This window comes from Pseudomonas sp. DW-iso3 (genome assembly GCF_058725305.1).
The window spans coordinates 143,243-163,995 of record NZ_JBZXDZ010000007.1 but is presented as its reverse complement, the minus strand read 5'-3'; the positions used below and the strand labels follow the sequence as shown (position 1 = coordinate 163,995).

Below are 20,753 nucleotides of genomic sequence, written 5' to 3'. Positions count from 1 at the left end.
CAGCTTGTCAGTTCGCCCCTCCACCGCCACACTATCGAACATGAAAAACGTCAGCCCGACCTACCTCAAGCATCAATTCCTGATCGCCATGCCCCATATGGCCGACCCGAACTTTGCGCAGACCTTGACCTACATCGTCGAGCACACGGCCAATGGTGCCATGGGGCTGGTGGTCAACCGCCCGCAGGAGCTGAACCTGGCGGACATCCTTGAACAACTGCGCCCGGAAGTCGACACACCGGCCCGTTGCCAGGGTGTGCCGATCTACATCGGCGGGCCAGTGCAGACCGATCGTGGTTTTGTGCTGCACCCGACGGGGCCGAAGTTCCAGGCCACGGTCGATCTGGACGGTGTGTCGCTGTCCACCTCCCAGGACGTGTTATTCGCCATCGCGGACGGTGTAGGCCCCGAGCAAAGTGTGATCACCCTCGGATACGCGGGCTGGGAAGCCGGCCAATTGGAAGCCGAGCTGGCCAGCAATGCCTGGCTGACGTGCCCCTTCGACGCGGAAATCCTGTTCAACACCCCCAGCGAACTGCGCCTGGAAGCGGCTGCCGCCAAGCTGCGGGTCAACCTCAGTTTGTTGACCAGCCAGGCGGGGCACGCCTGATGGCTTTACGTCTGATCCTCGGCTTTGACTACGGCACCAAACAGATCGGCGTCGCGGTCGGCCAGGTGATCACCGGCCAGGCCCGCGAGCTGTGCACCTTGAAAGCCCAGAACGGTGTGCCGGACTGGAACCAGGTCGAGGCCCTCATTAAAGAGTGGAAACCCGATGCGGTCGTGGTCGGGCTGCCGTTGAACATGGACGGCACCCCCAGCGACATGTGCCTGCGCGCCGAAAAGTTCGCCCGCCGCCTCAATGGCCGCTACAACCTGCCCTTCTATACCCATGACGAACGCCTCACCACCTTTGAAGCCAAAGGCGAGCGCCGTGACCGTGGCGGACAGAAAGGCAGCTACCGCGACAATCCCGTGGACGCCATCGCCGCCGCCCTGTTGTTGCAGGGATGGCTGGATGAAAACACTGCTTTATTTGAATCCTGACTGACGCGGCTTGCCGCGTCTTTTTACGTTTGAGCCCGGACCTTGCAGGCCCCCGCCGCGCAAGGCCTTGAAGGAGCCACCATGAGCCTGCCGAACCCCGCCGAACTGATCAGCCAGATGGCCACAAGCCTCACGGCCCATCTGCAACACCGCTCTATCAGCGAACCGCGCTTCATCGGCATTCGCACCGGCGGTGTGTGGGTGGCCCAGGCGCTGCTGGAAGCACTGGGCAGCGACTCGCCCCTCGGCACCCTCGATGTGTCCTTTTACCGTGACGATTTCAGCCAGAACGGCCTGCACCCGCAAGTGCGCCCGTCGGCCCTGCCGTTCGAGATCGAGGGCCAGCATCTGGTGCTGATCGACGACGTGCTGATGAGCGGCCGCACGATCCGCGCCGCCATGAACGAACTGTTCGACTACGGCCGCCCGGCCAGCGTGACCCTGGTGTGCCTGCTGGACCTGGATGCCGGCGAACTGCCGATCAGCCCGGATGTGGTCGGCGCCACACTGTCGCTGCAAGCCCACCAGCGGGTAAAATTGTCCGGTCCCACGCCGCTCGAACTCGAACTGCAAGACCTCGCCCTTTAAACCGCCTTGTAAAGAGTCCCCGCGATGACGCCTCTAGATGCCAAGCGCCCGCTGCAGCTCAATGCTCAGGGCCAGTTGCAACACTTCTTGTCCCTCGACGGTTTGCCCCGCGAACTGCTCACCGAAATCCTCGACACCGCCGACTCGTTTCTCGAAGTCGGTGGCCGCGCGGTGAAGAAGGTCCCGCTGCTACGCGGCAAGACCATCTGCAATGTGTTCTTCGAGAACTCCACGCGCACCCGCACCACGTTTGAACTGGCGGCCCAGCGGCTGTCGGCCGACGTGATCACGCTGAACGTGTCCACCTCGTCGGCGAGCAAGGGCGAAACCCTGCTCGACACCCTGCGCAATCTGGAAGCCATGGCCGCCGACATGTTCGTGGTCCGCCACGGCGATTCCGGTGCCGCGCACTTCATTGCCGAACACGTGTGCCCGCAGGTGGCGATCATCAACGGCGGCGATGGCCGTCACGCTCACCCGACCCAGGGCATGCTCGACATGCTGACCATCCGTCGGCACAAGGGCAGCTTTGAAAACCTCTCGGTGGCCATCGTCGGCGACATCCTGCACTCGCGGGTTGCGCGCTCGAACATGCTGGCCCTCAAGGCCCTGGGTTGCCCGGATATCCGCGTGATCGCACCCAAAACCCTGCTGCCGATCGGCATCGAGCAGTACGGTGTGAAGGTCTACACCGACATGGCCGAAGGCCTCAAGGATGTGGACGTGGTGATCATGCTGCGCCTGCAGCGCGAGCGCATGGCCGGTGGCCTGTTGCCGAGCGAAGGCGAGTTTTACCGCCTGTTCGGCCTGACCACCGCGCGCCTGGCCGGCGCCAAGCCGGATGCCATCGTGATGCACCCGGGCCCGATCAACCGTGGGGTGGAGATTGAGTCGGCAGTGGCCGACGGCCCTCAATCGGTGATCTTGAACCAGGTCACCTACGGCATCGCCGTCCGCATGGCCGTGCTGTCCATGGCCATGAGCGGGCAAACCGCGCAACGTCAATTCGAGCAGGAGAACGCCCAGTGAAGCTCAGCATCCTCGGCGCCCGCGTCATCGATCCGGCCAGCGGCCTGGATCACGTCACCGATCTGCATCTGGAAGCCGGAAAGCTCATCGCCATCGGCGCCGCCCCCGCGGGTTTCAGCGCGACTGAAACCATTGACGCCAACGGCTTGGTGGCCGCACCTGGCCTGGTCGACCTGAACGTTGCCCTGCGCGAACCGGGCTACAGCCGCAAGGGCAACATCACCAGCGAAACCCGCGCCGCAGCAGCCGGCGGCGTGACCAGCCTGTGCTGCCCGCCGCACACCAAACCGGTTCTCGACACCTCGGCCGTGACCGAGCTGATCCTCGACCGCGCCCGCGAAGCCGGCAATTGCAAGGTGTTCCCCATCGGCGCCCTGAGCAAAGGCCTGGAAGGCGAACAACTCGCTGAACTGATCGCCCTGCGTGACGCAGGTTGCGTGGCCTTCGGCAATGGCCTGGAAAGCTTTCGCAGCACCCGCACGCTGTTACGCGCCCTGGAATACGCAGCGACCTTCGACCTGACGGTGATCTTCCATTCCCAGGACCGCGACCTGGCCGAAGGCGGCCTGGCCCATGAAGGCGCCGTGGCCAGCTTCCTCGGCCTGCCGGGCATTCCGGAAACCGCCGAGACCGTGGCCCTGGCCCGTGACCTGCTGCTGGTGGAGCAAAGCGGTGTGCGCGCGCACTTCAGCCAATTGACCAGCGCTCGCGGCGTCGCCCTGATCGCCCAGGCCCAGGCCCGTGGCTTGCCGGTCACAGCGGATGTGGCGCTGTATCAGCTGATTTTGACGGATGAGGCGCTGATCGATTTCTCCAGCCTGTACCACGTGCAACCGCCGCTGCGCACCCTGGCCGACCGTGAAGGTTTGCGGGCGGCGGTCAAGTCCGGTGTGGTCTCGGCGATTTCCAGCCATCACCAGCCCCATGAGCGAGATGCCAAGCTGGCACCGTTTGGCGCGACAGAGCCTGGCATCAGCAGTGTCGAACTGTTGCTGCCACTGGCGATGACGTTAGTGGAAGATGGACTGCTGGACTTGCCGACACTGCTGGCACGCCTGAGCGCCGGCCCGGCCGAGGCCTTGCGCCTGCCGGCCGGTAAGTTGGCGGTGGGTTCGGCGGCGGATCTGGTGCTGTTTGATCCGGCCAGCTCGACGATTGCCGGGGAACAGTGGCTGTCCAAGGGTGAGAACTGCCCGTTCATCGGGCATAGCCTGCCGGCGACGGTGCGTTACACCTTGGTGGATGGGCGGATCAGCTACCAGGCCTGATAGAACACATCCAATGTGGACACGGCCCATGTAGGAGCTGGCTTGCCTGCGATAGCATCACCTCGGTTTGGCTCAAAGACCGAGGTGTCTGCATCGCAGGCAAGCCAGCTCCCACACAAGCCAGCTCCCAGATTTGATTGTGTGCAGACTTACCGTCCGGCGTTGCGCTCGGCATTGCGGATCGAAATCTGCGTATTCAACGTCCAGAAGTCATACAGCACCCCCACCAGGAACAAACCGCCGGTCAGCAGGTAGATCAGGCCGGTGATCCATTTGCCCTGGTACATGCGGTGCACGCCAAACACGCCTAGAAACGCCAACAGGATCCAGGCCACGTTGTATTCGATGGGTCCGGCGGTAAAGCGCAGGTCCGCTTCACGGTCCATGGCCGGGATCAGGAACAGGTCGATCAGCCAGCCGATACCCAGCAAGCCCAAGGTGAAAAACCAGATCGTGCCGGTCACCGGCTTGCCGTAATAGAAGCGATGCGCCCCGGTAAAACCGAAAATCCACAGCAGGTAGCCGATCACCTTACTGTGGGTATCTTGCTGCGGACCAATCTGCTGATAGGTGTTCATCGCGTACCTCTTTTGCTTCGATAGATAAATTTTTTCACTTTCTTTGTGACTTTTTTACAGGCGCCCGACGTACGGCAAATGGTATCTTCCCTGCCCTGAAAGCCTTATGCCACCTGACTTGTGTAGGACAATTGCGGCGAATCGTCGCGTTTTTCCTGATTTTGACGTCAAGGTTCAGTCGACAAACGGCCTGAGAACGACACAAAAAGCTGTTATAAAGTTGCGCGCAAACCCATAAGAGCCACGCCTAATGCGACCATTTTTCAAGACATGGCTAACCATTTGCCTATTAATGCCACTGGCCGCCCACGCCACCAATCGTGAGCAACGACTTCCTAACGTTAACGGTTTCACCCCTAAAGTCCACAGCACGCCAAGCACCGCCAAATCGGTAAAGCTGACCGTCAACCGCCCGACTCAAGTGAGCAAGGCCCACAACGGCAAAGCAGTTCCAGGCCTGGTCGGCGTCAACACCAAGCAGAGCAGCACCGTCCTCAGCCGCGCCGTCAACGTGCTCGGTACTCCTTATCGTTGGGGCGGCAGCAGCCCAAGTAAAGGGTTCGACTGCAGCGGCTTGGTAAAATACGCGTTCAACGACGTAGCCGCCGTGGACCTGCCGCGTACTTCCAATGCCATGGCCGCTGGCCACGGGCAGAAGGTTGATCGCAAGGACTTGAAACCAGGTGACCTGCTGTTCTTCAAACTCAAGAGCCGCCAGGTGAACCACGTTGCCATTTACCTGGGCAATGATCGCTTCATCCACGCACCGCGCCGTGGCAAATCGGTCAGCATCGACACGCTGAAGAAGCCGTTCTGGAACAAGAACTACGTGATTGCCAAGCGGGTGCTGCCGAAAGAGCAGAATAACCTGCGGATCGTTCAGCGCTGATTTCAGGCTGAAATGCAGTACCCAATGTGGGAGCGGGCTTGCTCGCGAAAGCGGAGTGTCAGTCAACAGACTAATCGACTGATCTAACGCTTTCGCGAGCAAGCCCGCTCCCACATTTGATTTACATCGCTCTAAAGACCTCATATGTCTGTCGGTACCCTCGCCTTCTCCCGCGCGTCTTCCCGGCTGACCAGCCCCTCCCCGACCAGCACCTTCAAGCTCATATCCAACGTCTTCATCCCCAACGCCCCACCCGTCTGGATCGCTGAGACCATCTGCGCCACCTTGTCCTCGCGGATCAAATTCCGAATGGCCGGCGTGCCCAGCATGATCTCGTGAGCCGCCACCCGCCCGCCGCCGATCTTCTTCACCAGCACCTGGGACACCACCGCTTGCAACGACTCCGACAACATCGAGCGGACCATGGCCTTTTCCCCGGCCGGGAACACATCCACCAGCCGGTCTACGGTCTTTGCGGCCGAACTGGTGTGCAGGGTGCCAAATACCAGGTGCCCGGTCTCGGCCGCCGTCAGCGCCAGGCGGATGGTCTCCAAGTCACGCAGTTCGCCCACCAGGATCACGTCCGGGTCTTCCCTCAGGGCCGAGCGCAGGGCAACCGAAAAGCCATGGGTGTCGCGATGCACCTGGCGTTGGTTGATCAACGCCATTTTCGGCGTGTGGATAAATTCGATGGGGTCTTCAAGGGTGAGGATGTGATGGCGCCGATGCTGATTGAGAAAATCAATCATCGCCGCCAGGGTGGTGGACTTGCCTGAACCGGTCGGGCCGGTGACCAACACGAGGCCCCGGGGCAGTTGGGCGATACGCTGGAATACTTCACCGAGACCAAGGCTTTCCAAGCTCCGGACTTCGGACGGTATGGTACGAAACACCGCGCTCAGCCCGCGATCCTGCCGGAACACATTGGCCCGGAAACGCGCCACGTCGGGCAACTCGAACGCAAAATCCGTTTCAAGAGATGTTTCGAAATCCTTTTGTTGATGCTGATTGAGCAAAGGGCTCAATAAGTCCGCTACTTGCGTAGGTGAAAGCACCGGCCCCTCCAGCGGCCAGACCTCGCCATCAACCCGCAGCATCGGCGCCAGGCCGGCGGACAAATGCAGGTCGGAGGCGCCACGGCGCACGCTGGCCGTGAGTAGTTCAGTGATATCCATAGGGCTTTCCATTTCCAGTAGAATGCCGCGGACTCCATATCCACGGGCGCATCTTGAATGTCGACGATAGCAGACAACATCGGCCAAGTTGGCCAGCGCATCCGCGCCGCAGCCGACGCCGTGCAACGTGACGCAAGCAGCATCCACCTGCTGGCCGTGAGCAAGACCAAACCCGCGCAAGCCGTGCGCGAAGCCTATGCCGCCGGGATGCACGACTTTGGCGAGAACTACCTGCAGGAAGCGCTGGGCAAACAGGTCGAATTAACTGACCTGCCCTTGAGTTGGCACTTCATCGGCCCCATTCAATCGAACAAGACGCGCGCTATCGCCGAGAACTTCGCTTGGGTGCATTCCGTGGATCGCCTGAAAATCGCTCAACGTTTGTCCGAACAACGCCCGGCCGACCTGCCACCGCTGAATATCTGCATCCAGGTCAATGTCAGCGGCGAAGCCAGCAAGTCCGGCTGTACGCCCGCCGACCTGCCGGCCCTGGCCCATGCAATCAGTGCCCTGCCGCGCCTGAAGCTGCGTGGCTTGATGGCGATTCCTGAGCCGACTGAAGATCGGACCGCGCAAGACGCAGCGTTCGCCGCGGTACGCGACCTGCAAAACAGCCTGAACCTGCCGCTGGACACACTTTCCATGGGCATGAGCCACGACCTTGAGTCGGCCATCGCCCAAGGCGCCACCTGGGTGCGGATCGGTACCGCCCTGTTTGGCGCCCGCGACTACGGCCAGCCATGAACATGGCTGACTTCCCTCTGAGTAAGGACCTGTCATGAGCAACACGCGTATTGCCTTTATCGGCGCCGGTAACATGGCGGCCAGCCTGATCGGTGGCCTGCGGGCCAAGGGCCTGGACGCCGCGCAGATCCGCGCCAGCGACCCAGGCGCCGACACCCGCGCCCGCGTCAACACCGAGCACGGCATTGAAACCTTTGCCGACAACGCCGAGGCCATCCAGGGCGTCGATGTCATCGTACTGGCCGTGAAGCCGCAGGCCATGAAAGCCGTGTGCGAGAGCCTGCGTCCGAGCCTGCAGCCGCACCAACTGGTGGTGTCCATCGCCGCCGGTATCACCTGCGCCAGCATGAACACCTGGCTCGGTGCCCAGCCGATCGTGCGCTGCATGCCTAACACCCCCGCACTGGTCAGCCAAGGCGTGAGCGGGCTGTACGCCACCGCCGAGGTGACCGCCGAACAACGTGACCAGGCGCACGAGTTGTTGTCCGCCGTGGGCATCGCCCTGTGGCTGGAGCAGGAGCAGCAACTGGATGCGGTCACCGCCGTGTCCGGCAGCGGCCCGGCGTACTTCTTCCTGCTGATCGAGGCCATGACCGCCGCCGGCGTGAAGCTGGGCCTGTCCAAGGACGTTGCCGAGCAACTGGCCGAGCAGACTGCCCTGGGCGCCGCGCATATGGCGGTTGCCAGCGATGTGGACGCCGCCGAGTTGCGCCGTCGCGTAACCTCGCCTGGCGGCACCACACAGGCGGCCATCGAGTCGTTCCAGGCCGGGGGCTTTGAAGCCCTGGTGGAAAAAGCATTGGGTGCCGCTGCGCACCGCTCGGCGGAACTCGCCGAACAACTGGGCAAATAAGGAGCCAACATGATTGGTTTGAACACCGCGGCCGTCTACGTGCTGCAAACCCTCGGCAGCCTGTACCTGTTGATCGTGCTGTTGCGCTTCGTGCTGCAACTGGTGCGTGCGAACTTCTACAACCCGCTCTGCCAGTTCATCGTGAAGGCCACCCAGCCGCTGCTCAAGCCGCTGCGCCGGGTGATCCCGAGCCTGTTCGGCCTGGACATGTCGTCGCTGGTCCTGGCGATCCTGGTACAGCTGGCCTTGATGGCGCTGACCCTGTTGCTGACCTACGGCACCACCGGTAATTTCCTCCAGTTGCTGGTCTGGGCCATCATCGGCGTGACCGCGCTGTTCCTGAAGATCTTCTTCTTCGCCCTGATCATCAGCGTGATCCTGTCCTGGGTCGCACCGGGCAGCCACAACCCTGGCGCCGAGCTGGTGAACCAGATCTGCGAACCGGCCCTGGCGCCATTCCGCCGCCTGCTGCCGAACCTGGGCGGCCTGGATATTTCGCCGATCCTGGCGTTCATGGTGCTCAAATTGCTGGACATGCTGGTAATCAACAACCTGGCGGCCATGACCGGAATGCCAGAAATCCTGCGACTGCTGATCTAACGATCGGCGCGATAACGTGTGGGAGCTGGCTTGCCTGCGATAGCGATGTATCAGTCAACGGATTGGCTGACTGGCACGCCGCTATCACAGGCAAGCCAGCTCCCACATTTTGTATCTGCATATTGAATTCAATCCTGGCCGGCCTTTGCTTGCCGCTGGGTGCAGCGGTCTTTAGACTTACGCCTCATTTAAACGAGAGCAGGGTCGATGCCAACTGCCTTCCCCCCCGATTCTGTTGGACTGGTCGTGCCCCAAGTGGCGCACTTCAGCGAACCGCTGGCCCTGGCCTGCGGGCGTGCGCTGCCTGCCTATGACTTGATCTATGAAACCTACGGCCAACTGAACGCCACGGCGAGCAACGCCGTGCTGATCTGCCACGCCTTGTCCGGCCATCATCACGCCGCCGGTTTCCATTCGGTCGACGAGCGCAAGCCCGGCTGGTGGGACAGTTGCATCGGCCCCGGCAAGCCCATCGACACCAACAAGTTCTTCGTGGTCAGCCTGAACAACCTCGGCGGCTGCAACGGTTCCACCGGCCCTAGCAGTATCAATCCGGAAACCGGCAAGCCGTTCGGCGCCGATTTCCCGGTACTGACCGTGGAAGACTGGGTGCACAGCCAGGCCCGCCTCGCCGACCTGCTCGGCATCAACCAGTGGGCCGCCGTGATCGGTGGCAGCCTGGGCGGCATGCAGGCGCTGCAATGGACCATCACCTACCCGGATCGCGTGCGCCATTGCCTGGCCATCGCCTCGGCCCCCAAGTTGTCGGCGCAGAACATCGCCTTCAACGAAGTGGCGCGCCAGGCGATCCTGACCGACCCGGAGTTCCACGGCGGTTCGTTCCAGGAAGCCGGTGTGATTCCCAAGCGCGGCCTGATGCTGGCGCGGATGGTCGGGCATATCACCTACCTGTCCGATGACTCCATGGGCGAGAAATTCGGCCGTGGCCTCAAGAGCGAGAAGCTCAACTACGACTTCCACAGCGTCGAGTTCCAAGTGGAAAGCTACCTGCGTTATCAGGGCGAGGAGTTCTCCGGGCGTTTCGACGCCAACACCTACCTGCTGATGACCAAGGCGTTGGACTACTTCGACCCGGCGGCCAACTTTGATGACGACCTGGCGAAAACGTTCGAAGGCGCCACCGCCAAGTTCTGCGTGATGTCGTTCACCACCGACTGGCGCTTCTCGCCGGCCCGCTCCCGCGAGCTGGTGGATGCGCTGATGGCCGCGCGCAAGGACGTCTGCTACCTGGAAATCGATGCGCCGCAAGGCCACGACGCCTTCCTGATTCCGATCCCGCGTTATTTGCAGGCGTTCGGCAATTACATGAACCGGATTACTGTGTGAGAACGCCATGAGAGCCGACCTGGAAATCATCCAAGAATGGATCCCCGCCGGCAGCCGCGTGCTCGACCTGGGCTGCGGCGATGGCGAACTGCTGAGCTGGCTGCGCGACAACAAGCAAGTCACCGGCTACGGCCTGGAAAACGACCCGGACAACATCGCCCAGTGTGTGGCCAAGGGCATCAACGTAATCGAGCAGGACCTGGACAAGGGCCTCGGCAACTTTGCCAGCAACAGCTTCGACATCGTGGTGATGACCCAGGCCCTGCAGGCGGTGCACTATCCGGACCGGATCCTCGACGAAATGCTGCGCGTCGGCCGCCAGTGCATCATCACCTTCCCCAACTTCGGCCACTGGCGCTGCCGCTGGTACCTGGCCACCAAGGGCCGCATGCCGGTGTCGGATTTCCTGCCCTACACCTGGTACAACACGCCGAACATCCACTTCTGCACCTTCGAAGACTTCGAAGCCTTGTGTGGCGAGCGTGAAGCCAAGGTGATCAACCGCCTTGCCGTCGATCAACAGCACCGCCACGGCTGGGCGAGTAAGCTATGGCCCAACTTGTTGGGCGAAATTGGTATTTACCGGGTCAGCAGTCCTGGCCTGACCGACCACAAGATTGCCGTCTAATCATCTTCAAGAGGGACGCTCATGAGTCGTTTGGCTATTTTTCTATTGACCGCCTGCCTGGGCGCCAGCGCCATGGCCGCGGACGCTATAGACGCTAACCGCAAGAAAGACTTCGGTGATATCACCGTGCACTACAACACCTTCACCTCCAGCTTCCTGCAACCGGAAACCGCCCAGGCTGTGGGCGTGGTACGCAGCAAGGAAAAGGGCCTGATCAACGTGACCGTGATCAAGGGCGTGACCCCGGTGGCCGCGCAGGTCACAGGCACCATCAAGGACCTGGGCGGCAAGAGCGAGATCCTTACCTTCAAGCAAATCAACGAAAAAGGCGGCGTCAACTATCTCGCGCCCTACTCCGTGACCCAGCGGGAATACAAGACGTTTACCATCAACGTTGAAACCGGCGGCAAAGCCCATAGCTTCCAATTCAACCAAGAACTGTTCCCGGCCGAATGATGAACCTTACTCAACTCGTACTGGCCAGCCATAACGCCGGCAAACTCAAAGAGCTGCAGGCGATGCTCGGCGACGCCGTGCAACTGCGCTCCATTGGCGAATTCAGCCAGGTGGAGCCGGAAGAGACCGGCTTGTCCTTCGTCGAGAACGCCATCCTCAAGGCACGCAACGCTGCACGCATTTCCGGCCTGCCGGCGCTGGCGGATGACTCGGGCCTGGCGGTGGACTTCCTCGGCGGCGCCCCTGGCATCTACTCGGCGCGTTATGCCGACGGCAAGGGCGACGCCGCCAACAACGCCAAACTGCTGGATGCGCTCAAGGACGTGCCGGACGCCGAGCGTGGCGCGCAGTTCGTCTGTGTGCTGGCTTTGGTGCGCCACGCCGATGACCCGCTGCCTATCCTGTGCGAAGGCCTGTGGCACGGGCGCATCCTGCATGCGGCCAGCGGCGAACAGGGTTTTGGCTATGACCCGCTGTTCTGGGTGCCGGAGCGCAATGTCTCCAGCGCCGAACTGAGCCCGGTCGACAAGAACCAGATCAGCCACCGTGCTCGCGCAATGGATTTGCTGCGCCAACGCTTGAGCCTGAAATGACCCAGAACACCTCTGCGCAGCCGCTGATCCACGGCGGCGCGCAAACACCTCGGGCGGCCTTGCCGGTACTGCCGCCCCTGTCGCTGTATATCCACATTCCGTGGTGCGTGCGCAAATGCCCTTATTGCGACTTCAACTCCCACACCGCCAGTAAAGTGCTGCCGGAAGAAGAGTATGTGGACGCACTGCTGGCCGACCTCGATCAGGACCTGCACGCCGTGTACGGTCGCGAGCTGAGTTCGATCTTCTTTGGCGGCGGTACGCCAAGCCTGTTCAGCGCCGCCGCATTGGGCCGCCTGCTCAAGGGTGTGCAAGCGCGTATCCCGTTTGCCAGTGATATCGAAATCACCCTGGAAGCCAACCCAGGGACGTTCGAGCAAGAGAAGTTCGTGGCCTATCGCACGCTGGGGATCAACCGCCTGTCCATTGGCATCCAGAGCTTCCAGCAGGAAAAACTCCAGGCCCTCGGCCGCATCCACAATGGCGACGAAGCCGTGCGCGCCGCCGGCATGGCGCGTCAGGCCGGATTCGACAACTTCAACCTGGACCTGATGCACGGTTTGCCCGATCAGTCCCTGGACGACGCCCTGAGCGACCTGCGCCAGGCCATCGCGCTGAGGCCGACGCACCTGTCCTGGTATCAACTGACCCTGGAGCCCAACACCGTATTCTGGAACCAGCCGCCTGCGCTGCCGGAAGACGACACCTTGTGGGACATCCAGGAGGCCGGCCAGGCGCTGCTCGCCGAACACGGTTACGCGCAATATGAAGTGTCGGCCTACGCACAACCGGGTCGCCCGGCGCGGCACAACCTGAATTACTGGAGCTTCGGCGACTTTATCGGCATCGGCGCCGGTGCCCACGGCAAGCTTAGCCACCCCGACGGGCGCATCGTGCGCACCTGGAAGACCCGAGCACCGAAGGACTACCTCAACCCGGCCAAAAGCTTCCAGGCCGGCGCGAAAGAACTGACCAACGAAGAACTGCCGTTCGAATTCCTGATGAACGCCTTGCGCCTCACCGACGGCGTCGAGGCCAAGCTCTACGCCGAGCGTACCGGCCTGGAGCTGGCCAGCCTGGATGAAGGCCGTCGCGAGGCAGAACAAAGTGGCTTAATGCAGGTCGAACCGTCACGCCTGGCGGCGACCGACCGTGGGCAACTCTTTCTCAATGACCTGTTGCAGAAGTTTTTGAGCTGATCGCTCTTAAGGAAATCGAATGGATTTGGTACTCGACCTGCTCGCCACCGTATCCCGCTGGAGCCGTAGCAACCTGTCGGAAATCTCCCTGGCCCTTGTGGGCTGCCTGCTGGTGCTGTTTGGCGCCGATATCAAGGGTTGGGTGGAAGCGCGTTTGGGCAGCGTCGCAGGCGCATTGCGCGTCCCGTTAATGGCGTTGCTGTGCATGATCGGCAGCGGCGCGGCGCTGATCTACGCCACGCCGTGGATTGTGCGGGGGTTGAGCCAGTTCAATAACTACAGCCTGGCGCCGGTGTTGGTGGTGGTGCTGGTGTTGATTGGCGTAGTCGCTGACCGCCGCTGACCTCCGCTACAACACAGAAGCAAATGTGAGAGCGGGCTTGCTCGCGAATACGGTGGATCAGTCGACATTTTCAGTGACTGACACACCGCATTCGCGAGCAAGCCCGCTCCCACATTGTTGACTGCATTCCAAGCGAGTGGCCTGTCAGTCAACCTTTTCGAATTTCAGATCCCACACCCCATGCCCCAACCGCTCGCCGCGGCGTTCGAACTTGGTGATCGGGCGCTCAGCCGGGCGTGGCACGCATTTGCCGTCTTCGGCGATGTTGCGGTAGCCAGGGGCGACGTTCATCACTTCCAGCATGTATTCCGCGTAGGGTTCCCAGTCGGTGGCCATGTGCAGAATGCCGCCGACCTTGAGCTTGCTGCGTACCAGCTCCGCGAAGGAAGCCTGGACGATACGGCGCTTGTGGTGACGGGCTTTGTGCCATGGGTCGGGGAAGAACAGCATCAGGCGGTCGAGGCTGTTGTCGGCGATGCAGCGGTTGAGCACTTCGATCGCGTCGCAGTCGTAGACGCGCAAGTTAGTCAGGCCTTGGGTCAGCACGCCGTTGAGCAGCGCGCCAACACCTGGGCGGTGCACTTCCACACCGATGAAGTCCTGGTCCGGCGCAGCGGCGGCCATTTCCAGCAGGGAGTGGCCCATGCCGAAGCCGATTTCCAGGGAACGCGGGGCCGAACGGCCGAACACCTGATCGTAGTCCACCGGCGCGTCGGCCAGGGGCAACACGTACAGCGGCGCACCTTGCTCCAGGCCTTTTTGCTGGCCTTCGGTCATGCGACCAGCACGCATCACAAAACTCTTGATACGGCGGTGCTTGGACTCGTCACCGGTTTCCAGGGTGTTCGGCGTTTCGTTTGATTCAGTCATCAATGGCTCTTACTTGATCAGACCATCCAGCGGCGAGGAGGCGCTGGCGTAGAGTTTTTTCGGCATGCGACCGGCGAGGTAGGCCAGGCGGCCCGCGACGATGGCGTGATTCATGGCTTCGGCCATCATGACCGGTTGCTGGGCATGGGCGATGGCGGAGTTCATCAGCACCGCGTCGCAGCCCAGTTCCATGGCGATGGTTGCGTCGGAGGCCGTGCCCACGCCCGCATCCACCAGCACCGGGATCTTGGCTTCTTCGAGGATGATCTGCAGGTTGTAGGGATTGCAGATACCCAGGCCCGAGCCGATCAGACCGGCCAGCGGCATCACGGCAATGCAGCCGATTTCCGCCAGCTGGCGCGCGATGATGGGGTCATCGCTGGTGTAGACCATCACGTCGAAACCTTCCTTGACCAGGGTTTCAGCGGCCTTGAGGGTTTCGATGACGTTGGGGAACAGGGTTTTCTGGTCGGCCAGCACTTCCAGCTTCACCAGGTTGTGGCCGTCGAGCAGCTCACGGGCCAGGCGGCAGGTGCGCACGGCTTCGATGGCGTCGTAGCAACCGGCGGTGTTCGGCAGAAAGGTGTAGCGATCCGGCGACAGCACTTCGAGCAGGTTTGGCTCGCCTTCGATCTGGCCGAGGTTGGTGCGGCGCACGGCGAAGGTCACGATCTCGGCGCCCGAGGCTTCGATGGCCAGGCGGGTTTCTTCCATGTCGCGGTACTTGCCGGTGCCGACCAGCAGACGGGACTGGTAGGTACGACCGGCCAGGACGAAAGGCTTGTCGCTACGAACGATGCTCATGGGAAATCCTCGAAATGGGGTGAGGTTCTGCAGAATTCAGGAAGCTGCGCGATTAGCCGCCGCCGATGGCGTGGACCACTTCGACCTGGTCACCCTCGGTGAGCGCAGTGTCGGCGTGCAGGCTACGCGGGACGATATCCAGGTTGAGTTCCACTGCGACGCGACGCCCGGTCAGGTCCAGGCGGGTCAGCAGGGCCGCAACGGTTTCGCCGTCGGGCAGTTCAAAGGATTCGCCGTTCAACTGAATGCGCATGCCACGGGCCGCCATCGTTTTAAGGGGCCCGCATTCTAGCCCGATTGGGGTTGCTGGCCCAAGCCCCTTGGTCAGGCGGCCTGTAGACGCCACGCTGCCAAACCGAGGAAAAACCAGCCCAGCAGGAAGGCCAGCCCGCCAAACGGGGTGATGATCCCGAGTTTGCTGATTCCGGTCAGGGTCAGCACGTACAGGCTGCCGGAGAACAGCAGGATGCCAAGGGTAAACGAGATGCCTGCCCAGCTGACCAATCGGCCAGGAATATGTGCCGCCAGCAACGCCACGCCGAACAATGCCAGGGTGTGCACCAACTGGTAGGTCACGCCGGTGTGGAAGATCGCCAGGTACTCGGCGCTCAGGCGGTTTTTCAGGCCATGGGCGGCGAACGCGCCGAGAGCGACACCCGTGAAGCCGAAAAAGGCAGCCAACATCAGAAAGCCACGCAACATGAGGAACTCCAGTCAGACTCAAAGGGCCGGGTCTGTATAATGGCCCGCTCAACGGGTTCGGCCAAGCCATCTCTATGCTGCGTCTCCTTTTCAAACGCTTTCTCAACGTCGTGAAATGGTTTGCCATCGGCAGTGTGCTGCTGGTGCTGCTGTTTCGTGTCGTCCCGCCGCCCTTCACCGCGCTGATGGTAGAGCGCAAGGTCGAATCCTGGTTCGACGGCGAGCCCATTGACCTGCAGCGCAGCTGGGTGCCGTGGGATGAGATCTCCGATGACCTCAAAGTGGCGGTGATGGCCGGTGAAGACCAGCGTTTCCCGCAGCATTGGGGTTTTGATTTCGGCGCGATCCAGGCGGCCATCCTGCACAACGAGCGCGGTGGCTCGATCCGCGGCGCCAGTACGTTGAGCCAGCAGGTGTCGAAGAACCTGTTCCTGTGGGCCGGCCGCAGTTATCTGCGCAAAGGGCTGGAAGCCTGGTTTACCGGGTTGATCGAGGTGTTGTGGCCCAAGCAACGGATCCTTGAGGTCTACCTCAACAGCGTTGAATGGGATGAAGGGGTGTTTGGTGCGGAAGCGGCTGCACGGCATCACTTTGGGGTCAGCGCCAAGGGTCTTTCACGGCAGCAGGCCAGCTATCTGGCTGCCGTATTGCCTAACCCGCGGGTCTGGAGTGCCAGTCATCCGACGGCGTATGTGGCAAGGCGCGCGGCGTGGATTCGGCAGCAGATGAGCCAGTTGGGTGGGGATGGATATCTGGCTGAGTTGAATAACGCCCGCAAGGCCCCTTGGTCCGACTGACCCAACCTCTCTCGCCAGGGCTCGACAGCTGTTACGGTCAGTAAATAGATGCAAACAAAAATGCCCCGATCTTTTGATCGGGGCATTTTTTTGGCTTTTCGCAGCGTTTTAGGCGGCGATCGACAACTTCAGCTTGTTCATCGCGCTTTTCTCAAGCTGACGAATCCGCTCGGCCGACACGTTGTACTTCTGCGCCAGGTCGTGCAGCGTGGCTTTTTCTTCCGCCAGCCAACGCTGGTAGAGGATGTCACGGCTGCGGTCGTCCAGCACTTCCAGCGCTTCGTGCAGGTTGTGATTGGAGTTGTCGCTCCAGTCGGCGTCTTCCAGTTGACGCGCCGGGTCGTACCGGTGGTCTTCCAGGTAGTTGGCCGGTGATTGGAAGGCGCTGTCGTCGTCCGCTTCGGCGGCCGGGTCGAAGGCCATGTCATGGCCGGTCAGGCGGCTTTCCATCTCACGCACTTCACGGGGTTCCACACCGAGGCTTTCGGCCACGCGGTGGACTTCCTCGTTGTTCAGCCACGCCAGACGTTTCTTCTGGCTGCGCAGATTGAAGAACAGCTTGCGCTGGGCCTTGGTGGTCGCGACTTTCACAATGCGCCAGTTGCGCAGGATGAACTCGTGGATTTCCGCCTTGATCCAGTGCACAGCAAACGACACCAGACGCACACCCATTTCAGGGTTGAAACGTTTCACGGCCTTCATCAGGCCGACGTTGCCTTCCTGGATCAGGTCAGCCTGGGCCAGGCCGTAGCCACTGTAGCTACGGGCGATATGTACGACAAAACGCAGGTGGGCGAGCACCATCTGCCGAGCCGCCCCCAAATCCTGCTCATAGTAGAGACTCTCGGCCAGTTCACGCTCCTGCTCAGGCGTCAGCAATGGAATGCTGTTGACCGTGTGCACGTAGGCTTCCAGGTTCGCACCCGGGACCAAGGCATAGGCAGGTTGCAAAGAAGTGGTCATACGAAAAAACCTCCGACTCACATAACTCGTGCAGTGAAGCACTGCGAAAATTGACCGGGAACCGTAGGACAAGTTCCCTAAACCACCAATACGGTCAATACAAACGAAACCACATTAATCTGACATTAACTACTTCGGTGCCAACTCGCGTAAATGACGAGCGACCGCAATCCACGCACCGATATACCCCAACAATACCGCGCCAAGCAAGAGACTCAGACCATCGGCTACCGGCACACCGGCCAGTGCGAAATCACTGCCGTAGAGTCCGGCAAGCCCGACAACCGCGTCGTTCAGCCAGTCCAGGCCAAATGCCAGCACGCACCAGGACAAAATCCCGGCGCCGAAGCCATAAAGCGCGCCCATGTACAGAAAAGGACGACGCACATAGCTGTCCGTGCCGCCGACCAGTTTAATCACTTCTATCTCGGTGCGACGGTTTTCAATATGAAGACGAATGGTATTACCTATCACCAAAAGTAATGCAGACACCAACAGCACCGTCAGGCCGAACACAAAGCGGTCGCCCAGCTTGAGGATGGCCGCCAGGCGCTCTACCCAGACTAGATCAAGTTGCGCCTGTTGCACCTTGGGCATCTCTGCGAGTTTTTGTCGCAGGGCTTCCAGCGCCGGCTTGTCGACTTCATTCGGCGTTACCAGCACCACACCCGGCAGCGGGTTCTGCGGCAGCTCCTTGAGCGCCTCGCCCAGGCCGGATTGTTGCTGGAACTCCTCAAGGGCCTGATCGCGGCTGATGTACTCGGCATCCGCCACGCCTGGAATGTTCTTGATGTCGTCGCGCAACGCTTCGCCATCTTTGGCGCTGGCATCGATGTTCAGGTACAGGGAAATCTGCGCTGCGCGCTGCCATGAACCGCCCAGGCGCTCCACATTATTGAGCAGCAGCGACAGGCCCATCGGCAGGCTCAGGGCCACCGCCATTACCAGGCAGGTGAAAAAGCTGCCGATCGGCTGCTTGCCCAGGCGGCGCAGACTGTCGACCAGGCTGGCGCGATGGCTTTCGATCCAGGCGCGCAGCAAGGTACTGAAGTCCGGGCCGTCATCGTCGTGATCGTGTTTTTTCTTCGGTGGTTGCGGGTCGGCCGGTTTCGGCGCCACGCGCTCGGAAACTTTAGGGCTGCGTGTCGCACTCATACGCCGGCCTCCCCGTCACCGATCAAGCGGCCGCGTTGCAAGGTGAGCATGCGATGGCGCATGCGCGCGATCAGCGCCAGGTCGTGACTGGCGATCAGCACGCTGGTGCCCAGGCGGTTGATGTCTTCGAACACGCCCATGATCTCGGCCGCCAGGCGCGGGTCGAGGTTACCGGTGGGTTCGTCCGCCAGCAGCAGGGCCGGGCGGTGGACGATGGCGCGGGCGATGCCGACGCGCTGTTGCTGGCCGGTGGACAGGTCGCCAGGGTAGAGATCGGTTTTGTCCGACAGCGCCACGCGCTCCAGGGCCGAATCCACACGTTTGACGATCTCGGCCTTGGACAGCCCGAGGATCTGCAACGGCAGTGCCACGTTGTTGAACACGGTGCGATCGAACAGCAATTGGTGATTCTGGAAAACCACGCCGATCTGGCGGCGCAGGAACGGAATCTGTGCATTGCTGATGGTGGCCAAGTCCTGGCCCGCCAGCAGTAACTTGCCGGTGGTCGGGCGTTCCATGGCCAGCAGCAGGCGCAACAAGGTACTTTTGCCGGCGCCTGAGTGGCCGGTTACAAACAGAAACTCGCCGCGACGCACCCGAAAGCTCAGCTCATGCAAGCCCACATGCCCGTTGGCATAGCGTTTACCGACCTGCTCGAATCGAATCATGAACGCTCCCGCTCGGCAAACAGTGCCTGTACAAAGGGTTCGGCTTCAAAGGTGCGCAGGTCGTCGATGCCTTCACCGACACCGATATAACGAATCGGCAACCCGAACTGTTTGGCCAGGGCGAAGATCACGCCGCCCTTGGCTGTGCCGTCGAGCTTAGTCAATGCCAGGCCGGTCAGTTGTACCGTCTGGTTGAATTGTTTGGCCTGGCTGATGGCGTTCTGGCCGGTGCCCGCGTCAAGCACCAACAGCACCTCGTGCGGCGCGTCTGCATCCAGCTTGCCGATCACGCGGCGGACCTTTTTCAGTTCTTCCATCAAATTGTCTTTGGTGTGCAGGCGTCCGGCGGTATCGGCGATCAGCACGTCGATGTTACGGGCCTTGGCGGCTTGCACGGCGTCGAAGATCACCGAGGCGGAATCGGCGCCAGTATGCTGGGCGATCACCGGGATCTTGTTGCGCTCGCCCCAGACCTGCAGCTGTTCAACCGCTGCGGCACGGAAGGTGTCGCCCGCCGCCAGCATGACTTTCTTGCCTTCGGACTGCAGTTTTTTGGCCAGCTTGCCAATGGTGGTGGTCTTGCCGGCGCCATTGACGCCGACTACCAGGATTACAAAGGGTTTTTTCGGGGTGATCATCAGCGGTGCTTCCACCGGCTTGAGCATGGCGGCCAACTCAGCCTGCAGGGATTTGTACAGGGCGTCAGCGTCGGTCAGCTGCTTGCGCGCGACCTTCTGGGTGAGGCTCTGGATGATCACGGCGGTGGCTTCTACGCCTACGTCGGCAGTGAGCAGACGGGTTTCGATGTCTTCCAGCAGTTCGTCATCAATGACCTTTTTGCCGAGAAACAGGCTGGCCATGCCTTCGCCGATGCTGGCGCTGGTCTTGCTCAGGCCTTGCTTGAGACGGGCGAAGAAGCCGGTCTTGCTGGTTTCAACAGGAGCGGCAGGTTCTTCGACGATGACGGGAGCCGCAATCGCTGGCTCGACCGTCACGGGTGCGGGTGCGGGTGCGGGTGCTTCAGCGACAACCGGCTGTGGCTCAATGACCAGCGGAATCGGCGGAACCACATGCTCGGCCTGCACATCTTCAACCAGTGCCACGGGCTCTTCCGCTACCGGCAGTTCCGGCCACGGCTTGTGCGCGGGTTCCGGCTCAGGTTCAGGCTCCGCCTCGGCGAGCGGCTGCAGAACCGGCTCAGCCATCGGCAACACCACCGGCGCAGGCGTTTCGGCGACCGGTTCGGCTTCTACTATAGGCTCAGGGACCGGTTCAGTTTGAACCTGTGGCTGTTCGTCGACGGTTTCCTGCGGCTTTTTGCGCAGCCATCCGAACAGGCCTTTTTTCTCGCCAGCCGCAGCTGGGGTCTTCTTGTCGTCGTTGGAACCAAACATGGAGACGGCTATCTCAAGGTAGCGACGCGCCACGGGGCGCGTCGGTAAATAAAATTCGATGCG

At 61.5% G+C, this 20,753-nt stretch carries 26 protein-coding genes; 16 read left to right on the top strand and 10 right to left on the bottom strand.

Annotation, left to right across the window (positions count from 1 at the left end):
* Positions 1–40 precede the first annotated feature (40 nt).
* The 5 genes from AC4PS7_RS21450 to AC4PS7_RS21430 all read left to right on the top strand — a co-directional run bounded on the left by AC4PS7_RS21450 (position 41) and on the right by AC4PS7_RS21430 (position 3,932).
* A complete protein-coding gene (locus AC4PS7_RS21450) occupies positions 41–610 on the top strand; it encodes a YqgE/AlgH family protein (protein ID WP_010207221.1) in 570 nt (189 codons plus the stop codon).
* A complete protein-coding gene (ruvX, locus tag AC4PS7_RS21445) occupies positions 610–1,047 on the top strand; it encodes a Holliday junction resolvase RuvX (protein ID WP_003195067.1) in 438 nt (145 codons plus the stop codon). The genes AC4PS7_RS21450 and ruvX overlap by 1 nt, the downstream gene beginning before the upstream one ends.
* Before the next feature lie 81 nt (positions 1,048–1,128).
* Positions 1,129–1,635: a bifunctional pyr operon transcriptional regulator/uracil phosphoribosyltransferase PyrR gene (pyrR, locus tag AC4PS7_RS21440; protein ID WP_010207223.1), complete on the top strand. Its 507-nt coding sequence runs from the start codon at positions 1,129–1,131 to the stop codon at positions 1,633–1,635.
* A 24-nt stretch (positions 1,636–1,659) separates the two neighbouring features.
* Positions 1,660–2,664, top strand: coding sequence for an aspartate carbamoyltransferase catalytic subunit (locus AC4PS7_RS21435; protein WP_010207224.1), 1,005 nt, complete (start codon positions 1,660–1,662; stop codon positions 2,662–2,664).
* Entirely contained in the window at positions 2,661–3,932 is a 1,272-nt protein-coding gene (locus AC4PS7_RS21430; protein ID WP_010207225.1) for a dihydroorotase, read from the top strand. Before AC4PS7_RS21435 ends, AC4PS7_RS21430 begins: the two co-directional genes overlap by 4 nt.
* Positions 3,933–4,081: 149 nt before the next feature.
* On the opposite strand, the gene AC4PS7_RS21425 is transcribed toward AC4PS7_RS21430, so the two are convergent.
* Positions 4,082–4,492, bottom strand: coding sequence for an NINE protein (locus AC4PS7_RS21425; protein WP_164673138.1), 411 nt, complete (start codon positions 4,490–4,492; stop codon positions 4,082–4,084).
* Between the two features lie 268 nt (positions 4,493–4,760).
* Between AC4PS7_RS21425 and AC4PS7_RS21420 the strand changes: the two genes are divergently transcribed.
* Positions 4,761–5,399, top strand: coding sequence for a C40 family peptidase (locus AC4PS7_RS21420; RefSeq protein ID WP_021492670.1), 639 nt, complete (start codon positions 4,761–4,763; stop codon positions 5,397–5,399).
* 140 nt (positions 5,400–5,539) lie between these two features.
* Here AC4PS7_RS21420 and AC4PS7_RS21415 read toward each other — a convergent pair whose 3' ends face one another.
* Entirely contained in the window at positions 5,540–6,574 is a 1,035-nt protein-coding gene (locus AC4PS7_RS21415; protein WP_045791532.1) for a type IV pilus twitching motility protein PilT, read from the bottom strand.
* A 57-nt stretch (positions 6,575–6,631) separates the two neighbouring features.
* On the opposite strand from AC4PS7_RS21415, the gene AC4PS7_RS21410 reads away from it, so the two are divergent.
* The 9 genes from AC4PS7_RS21410 to AC4PS7_RS21370 all read left to right on the top strand — a co-directional run bounded on the left by AC4PS7_RS21410 (position 6,632) and on the right by AC4PS7_RS21370 (position 13,337).
* Entirely contained in the window at positions 6,632–7,318 is a 687-nt protein-coding gene (locus AC4PS7_RS21410) for a YggS family pyridoxal phosphate-dependent enzyme (RefSeq protein ID WP_010207232.1), read from the top strand.
* A gap of 34 nt (positions 7,319–7,352) precedes the next feature.
* Positions 7,353–8,171 carry a pyrroline-5-carboxylate reductase gene (proC, locus tag AC4PS7_RS21405; protein ID WP_010207233.1) on the top strand — a complete coding sequence of 273 codons (819 nt, stop codon included), beginning with the start codon at positions 7,353–7,355 and terminating at the stop codon, positions 8,169–8,171.
* A 9-nt stretch (positions 8,172–8,180) separates the two neighbouring features.
* Entirely contained in the window at positions 8,181–8,771 is a 591-nt protein-coding gene (locus AC4PS7_RS21400) for a YggT family protein (RefSeq protein ID WP_010207234.1), read from the top strand.
* Between the two features lie 207 nt (positions 8,772–8,978).
* Positions 8,979–10,118 carry a homoserine O-succinyltransferase MetX gene (metX, locus tag AC4PS7_RS21395; protein ID WP_010207235.1) on the top strand — a complete coding sequence of 380 codons (1,140 nt, stop codon included), beginning with the start codon at positions 8,979–8,981 and terminating at the stop codon, positions 10,116–10,118.
* Positions 10,119–10,125: 7 nt separating this feature from the next.
* Positions 10,126–10,746 carry a methionine biosynthesis protein MetW gene (gene metW, locus AC4PS7_RS21390; RefSeq protein ID WP_010207236.1) on the top strand — a complete coding sequence of 207 codons (621 nt, stop codon included), beginning with the start codon at positions 10,126–10,128 and terminating at the stop codon, positions 10,744–10,746.
* A 21-nt stretch (positions 10,747–10,767) separates the two neighbouring features.
* The gene (locus AC4PS7_RS21385; protein WP_010207238.1) at positions 10,768–11,202 is read left to right on the top strand and encodes a DUF4426 domain-containing protein; all 435 of its coding nucleotides are present in this window, start codon (positions 10,768–10,770) and stop codon (positions 11,200–11,202) included.
* The gene (rdgB, locus tag AC4PS7_RS21380) at positions 11,199–11,795 is read left to right on the top strand and encodes an RdgB/HAM1 family non-canonical purine NTP pyrophosphatase (protein ID WP_044288018.1); all 597 of its coding nucleotides are present in this window, start codon (positions 11,199–11,201) and stop codon (positions 11,793–11,795) included. The genes AC4PS7_RS21385 and rdgB overlap by 4 nt, the downstream gene beginning before the upstream one ends.
* Positions 11,792–12,994 carry a radical SAM family heme chaperone HemW gene (hemW, locus tag AC4PS7_RS21375; RefSeq protein ID WP_044288019.1) on the top strand — a complete coding sequence of 401 codons (1,203 nt, stop codon included), beginning with the start codon at positions 11,792–11,794 and terminating at the stop codon, positions 12,992–12,994. The genes rdgB and hemW overlap by 4 nt, the downstream gene beginning before the upstream one ends.
* 19 nt (positions 12,995–13,013) lie before the next feature.
* Positions 13,014–13,337, top strand: coding sequence for a DUF3392 domain-containing protein (locus AC4PS7_RS21370; RefSeq protein WP_010207241.1), 324 nt, complete (start codon positions 13,014–13,016; stop codon positions 13,335–13,337).
* 144 nt (positions 13,338–13,481) lie between these two features.
* On the opposite strand, the gene trmB is transcribed toward AC4PS7_RS21370, so the two are convergent.
* The 4 genes from trmB to AC4PS7_RS21350 all read right to left on the bottom strand — a co-directional run bounded on the left by trmB (position 13,482) and on the right by AC4PS7_RS21350 (position 15,713).
* The gene (trmB, locus tag AC4PS7_RS21365) at positions 13,482–14,207 is read right to left on the bottom strand and encodes a tRNA (guanosine(46)-N7)-methyltransferase TrmB (RefSeq protein WP_010207243.1); all 726 of its coding nucleotides are present in this window, start codon (positions 14,205–14,207) and stop codon (positions 13,482–13,484) included.
* A gap of 9 nt (positions 14,208–14,216) precedes the next feature.
* Complete coding sequence (locus tag AC4PS7_RS21360; RefSeq protein WP_021492666.1) at positions 14,217–15,011, bottom strand: thiazole synthase; 795 nt, start codon at positions 15,009–15,011, stop codon at positions 14,217–14,219.
* A gap of 52 nt (positions 15,012–15,063) precedes the next feature.
* Positions 15,064–15,264 carry a sulfur carrier protein ThiS gene (thiS, locus tag AC4PS7_RS21355; protein ID WP_010207247.1) on the bottom strand — a complete coding sequence of 67 codons (201 nt, stop codon included), beginning with the start codon at positions 15,262–15,264 and terminating at the stop codon, positions 15,064–15,066.
* Between the two features lie 71 nt (positions 15,265–15,335).
* The gene (locus AC4PS7_RS21350; RefSeq protein ID WP_010207248.1) at positions 15,336–15,713 is read right to left on the bottom strand and encodes a DUF423 domain-containing protein; all 378 of its coding nucleotides are present in this window, start codon (positions 15,711–15,713) and stop codon (positions 15,336–15,338) included.
* A 74-nt stretch (positions 15,714–15,787) separates the two neighbouring features.
* Between AC4PS7_RS21350 and mtgA the strand changes: the two genes are divergently transcribed.
* Positions 15,788–16,510: a monofunctional biosynthetic peptidoglycan transglycosylase gene (gene mtgA, locus AC4PS7_RS21345; RefSeq protein WP_010207249.1), complete on the top strand. Its 723-nt coding sequence runs from the start codon at positions 15,788–15,790 to the stop codon at positions 16,508–16,510.
* A gap of 108 nt (positions 16,511–16,618) precedes the next feature.
* Here the strand turns inward: mtgA and rpoH are convergent, their stop codons facing one another.
* The 4 genes from rpoH to ftsY all read right to left on the bottom strand — a co-directional run bounded on the left by rpoH (position 16,619) and on the right by ftsY (position 20,690).
* The gene (gene rpoH / locus AC4PS7_RS21340) at positions 16,619–17,473 is read right to left on the bottom strand and encodes an RNA polymerase sigma factor RpoH (RefSeq protein WP_003176698.1); all 855 of its coding nucleotides are present in this window, start codon (positions 17,471–17,473) and stop codon (positions 16,619–16,621) included.
* A 129-nt stretch (positions 17,474–17,602) separates the two neighbouring features.
* The gene (gene ftsX, locus AC4PS7_RS21335) at positions 17,603–18,628 is read right to left on the bottom strand and encodes a permease-like cell division protein FtsX (protein ID WP_010207250.1); all 1,026 of its coding nucleotides are present in this window, start codon (positions 18,626–18,628) and stop codon (positions 17,603–17,605) included.
* Complete coding sequence (ftsE, locus tag AC4PS7_RS21330; RefSeq protein ID WP_003234627.1) at positions 18,625–19,296, bottom strand: cell division ATP-binding protein FtsE; 672 nt, start codon at positions 19,294–19,296, stop codon at positions 18,625–18,627. Before ftsE ends, ftsX begins: the two co-directional genes overlap by 4 nt.
* Positions 19,293–20,690, bottom strand: coding sequence for a signal recognition particle-docking protein FtsY (ftsY, locus tag AC4PS7_RS21325; RefSeq protein WP_021492664.1), 1,398 nt, complete (start codon positions 20,688–20,690; stop codon positions 19,293–19,295). The genes ftsE and ftsY overlap by 4 nt, the downstream gene beginning before the upstream one ends.
* Between the last annotated feature and the right edge of the window lie 63 nt (positions 20,691–20,753).

Excerpts from the sequence above, each read along its gene's own strand:
- rpoH (WP_003176698.1), bottom strand. The coding sequence starts at position 17,473 with ATGACCACTTCTTTGCAACCTGCCTATGCCTTGGTCCCGGGTGCGAAC.
- trmB (WP_010207243.1), bottom strand. The coding sequence starts at position 14,207 with ATGACTGAATCAAACGAAACGCCGAACACCCTGGAAACCGGTGACGAG.
- AC4PS7_RS21385 (WP_010207238.1), top strand. The coding sequence starts at position 10,768 with ATGAGTCGTTTGGCTATTTTTCTATTGACCGCCTGCCTGGGCGCCAGC.
- AC4PS7_RS21420 (WP_021492670.1), top strand. The coding sequence starts at position 4,761 with ATGCGACCATTTTTCAAGACATGGCTAACCATTTGCCTATTAATGCCA.
- AC4PS7_RS21415 (WP_045791532.1), bottom strand. The coding sequence starts at position 6,574 with ATGGATATCACTGAACTACTCACGGCCAGCGTGCGCCGTGGCGCCTCC.
- mtgA (WP_010207249.1), top strand. The coding sequence starts at position 15,788 with ATGCTGCGTCTCCTTTTCAAACGCTTTCTCAACGTCGTGAAATGGTTT.
- hemW (WP_044288019.1), top strand. The coding sequence starts at position 11,792 with ATGACCCAGAACACCTCTGCGCAGCCGCTGATCCACGGCGGCGCGCAA.
- rdgB (WP_044288018.1), top strand. The coding sequence starts at position 11,199 with ATGATGAACCTTACTCAACTCGTACTGGCCAGCCATAACGCCGGCAAA.
- AC4PS7_RS21400 (WP_010207234.1), top strand. The coding sequence starts at position 8,181 with ATGATTGGTTTGAACACCGCGGCCGTCTACGTGCTGCAAACCCTCGGC.
- pyrR (WP_010207223.1), top strand. The coding sequence starts at position 1,129 with ATGAGCCTGCCGAACCCCGCCGAACTGATCAGCCAGATGGCCACAAGC.
- AC4PS7_RS21450 (WP_010207221.1), top strand. The coding sequence starts at position 41 with ATGAAAAACGTCAGCCCGACCTACCTCAAGCATCAATTCCTGATCGCC.
- metX (WP_010207235.1), top strand. The coding sequence starts at position 8,979 with ATGCCAACTGCCTTCCCCCCCGATTCTGTTGGACTGGTCGTGCCCCAA.
- AC4PS7_RS21360 (WP_021492666.1), bottom strand. The coding sequence starts at position 15,011 with ATGAGCATCGTTCGTAGCGACAAGCCTTTCGTCCTGGCCGGTCGTACC.
- AC4PS7_RS21350 (WP_010207248.1), bottom strand. The coding sequence starts at position 15,713 with ATGTTGCGTGGCTTTCTGATGTTGGCTGCCTTTTTCGGCTTCACGGGT.
- ftsE (WP_003234627.1), bottom strand. The coding sequence starts at position 19,296 with ATGATTCGATTCGAGCAGGTCGGTAAACGCTATGCCAACGGGCATGTG.
- AC4PS7_RS21435 (WP_010207224.1), top strand. The coding sequence starts at position 1,660 with ATGACGCCTCTAGATGCCAAGCGCCCGCTGCAGCTCAATGCTCAGGGC.
- ruvX (WP_003195067.1), top strand. The coding sequence starts at position 610 with ATGGCTTTACGTCTGATCCTCGGCTTTGACTACGGCACCAAACAGATC.
- ftsX (WP_010207250.1), bottom strand. The coding sequence starts at position 18,628 with ATGAGTGCGACACGCAGCCCTAAAGTTTCCGAGCGCGTGGCGCCGAAA.
- AC4PS7_RS21370 (WP_010207241.1), top strand. The coding sequence starts at position 13,014 with ATGGATTTGGTACTCGACCTGCTCGCCACCGTATCCCGCTGGAGCCGT.
- proC (WP_010207233.1), top strand. The coding sequence starts at position 7,353 with ATGAGCAACACGCGTATTGCCTTTATCGGCGCCGGTAACATGGCGGCC.
- AC4PS7_RS21410 (WP_010207232.1), top strand. The coding sequence starts at position 6,632 with ATGTCGACGATAGCAGACAACATCGGCCAAGTTGGCCAGCGCATCCGC.
- metW (WP_010207236.1), top strand. The coding sequence starts at position 10,126 with ATGAGAGCCGACCTGGAAATCATCCAAGAATGGATCCCCGCCGGCAGC.
- thiS (WP_010207247.1), bottom strand. The coding sequence starts at position 15,264 with ATGCGCATTCAGTTGAACGGCGAATCCTTTGAACTGCCCGACGGCGAA.
- ftsY (WP_021492664.1), bottom strand. The coding sequence starts at position 20,690 with ATGTTTGGTTCCAACGACGACAAGAAGACCCCAGCTGCGGCTGGCGAG.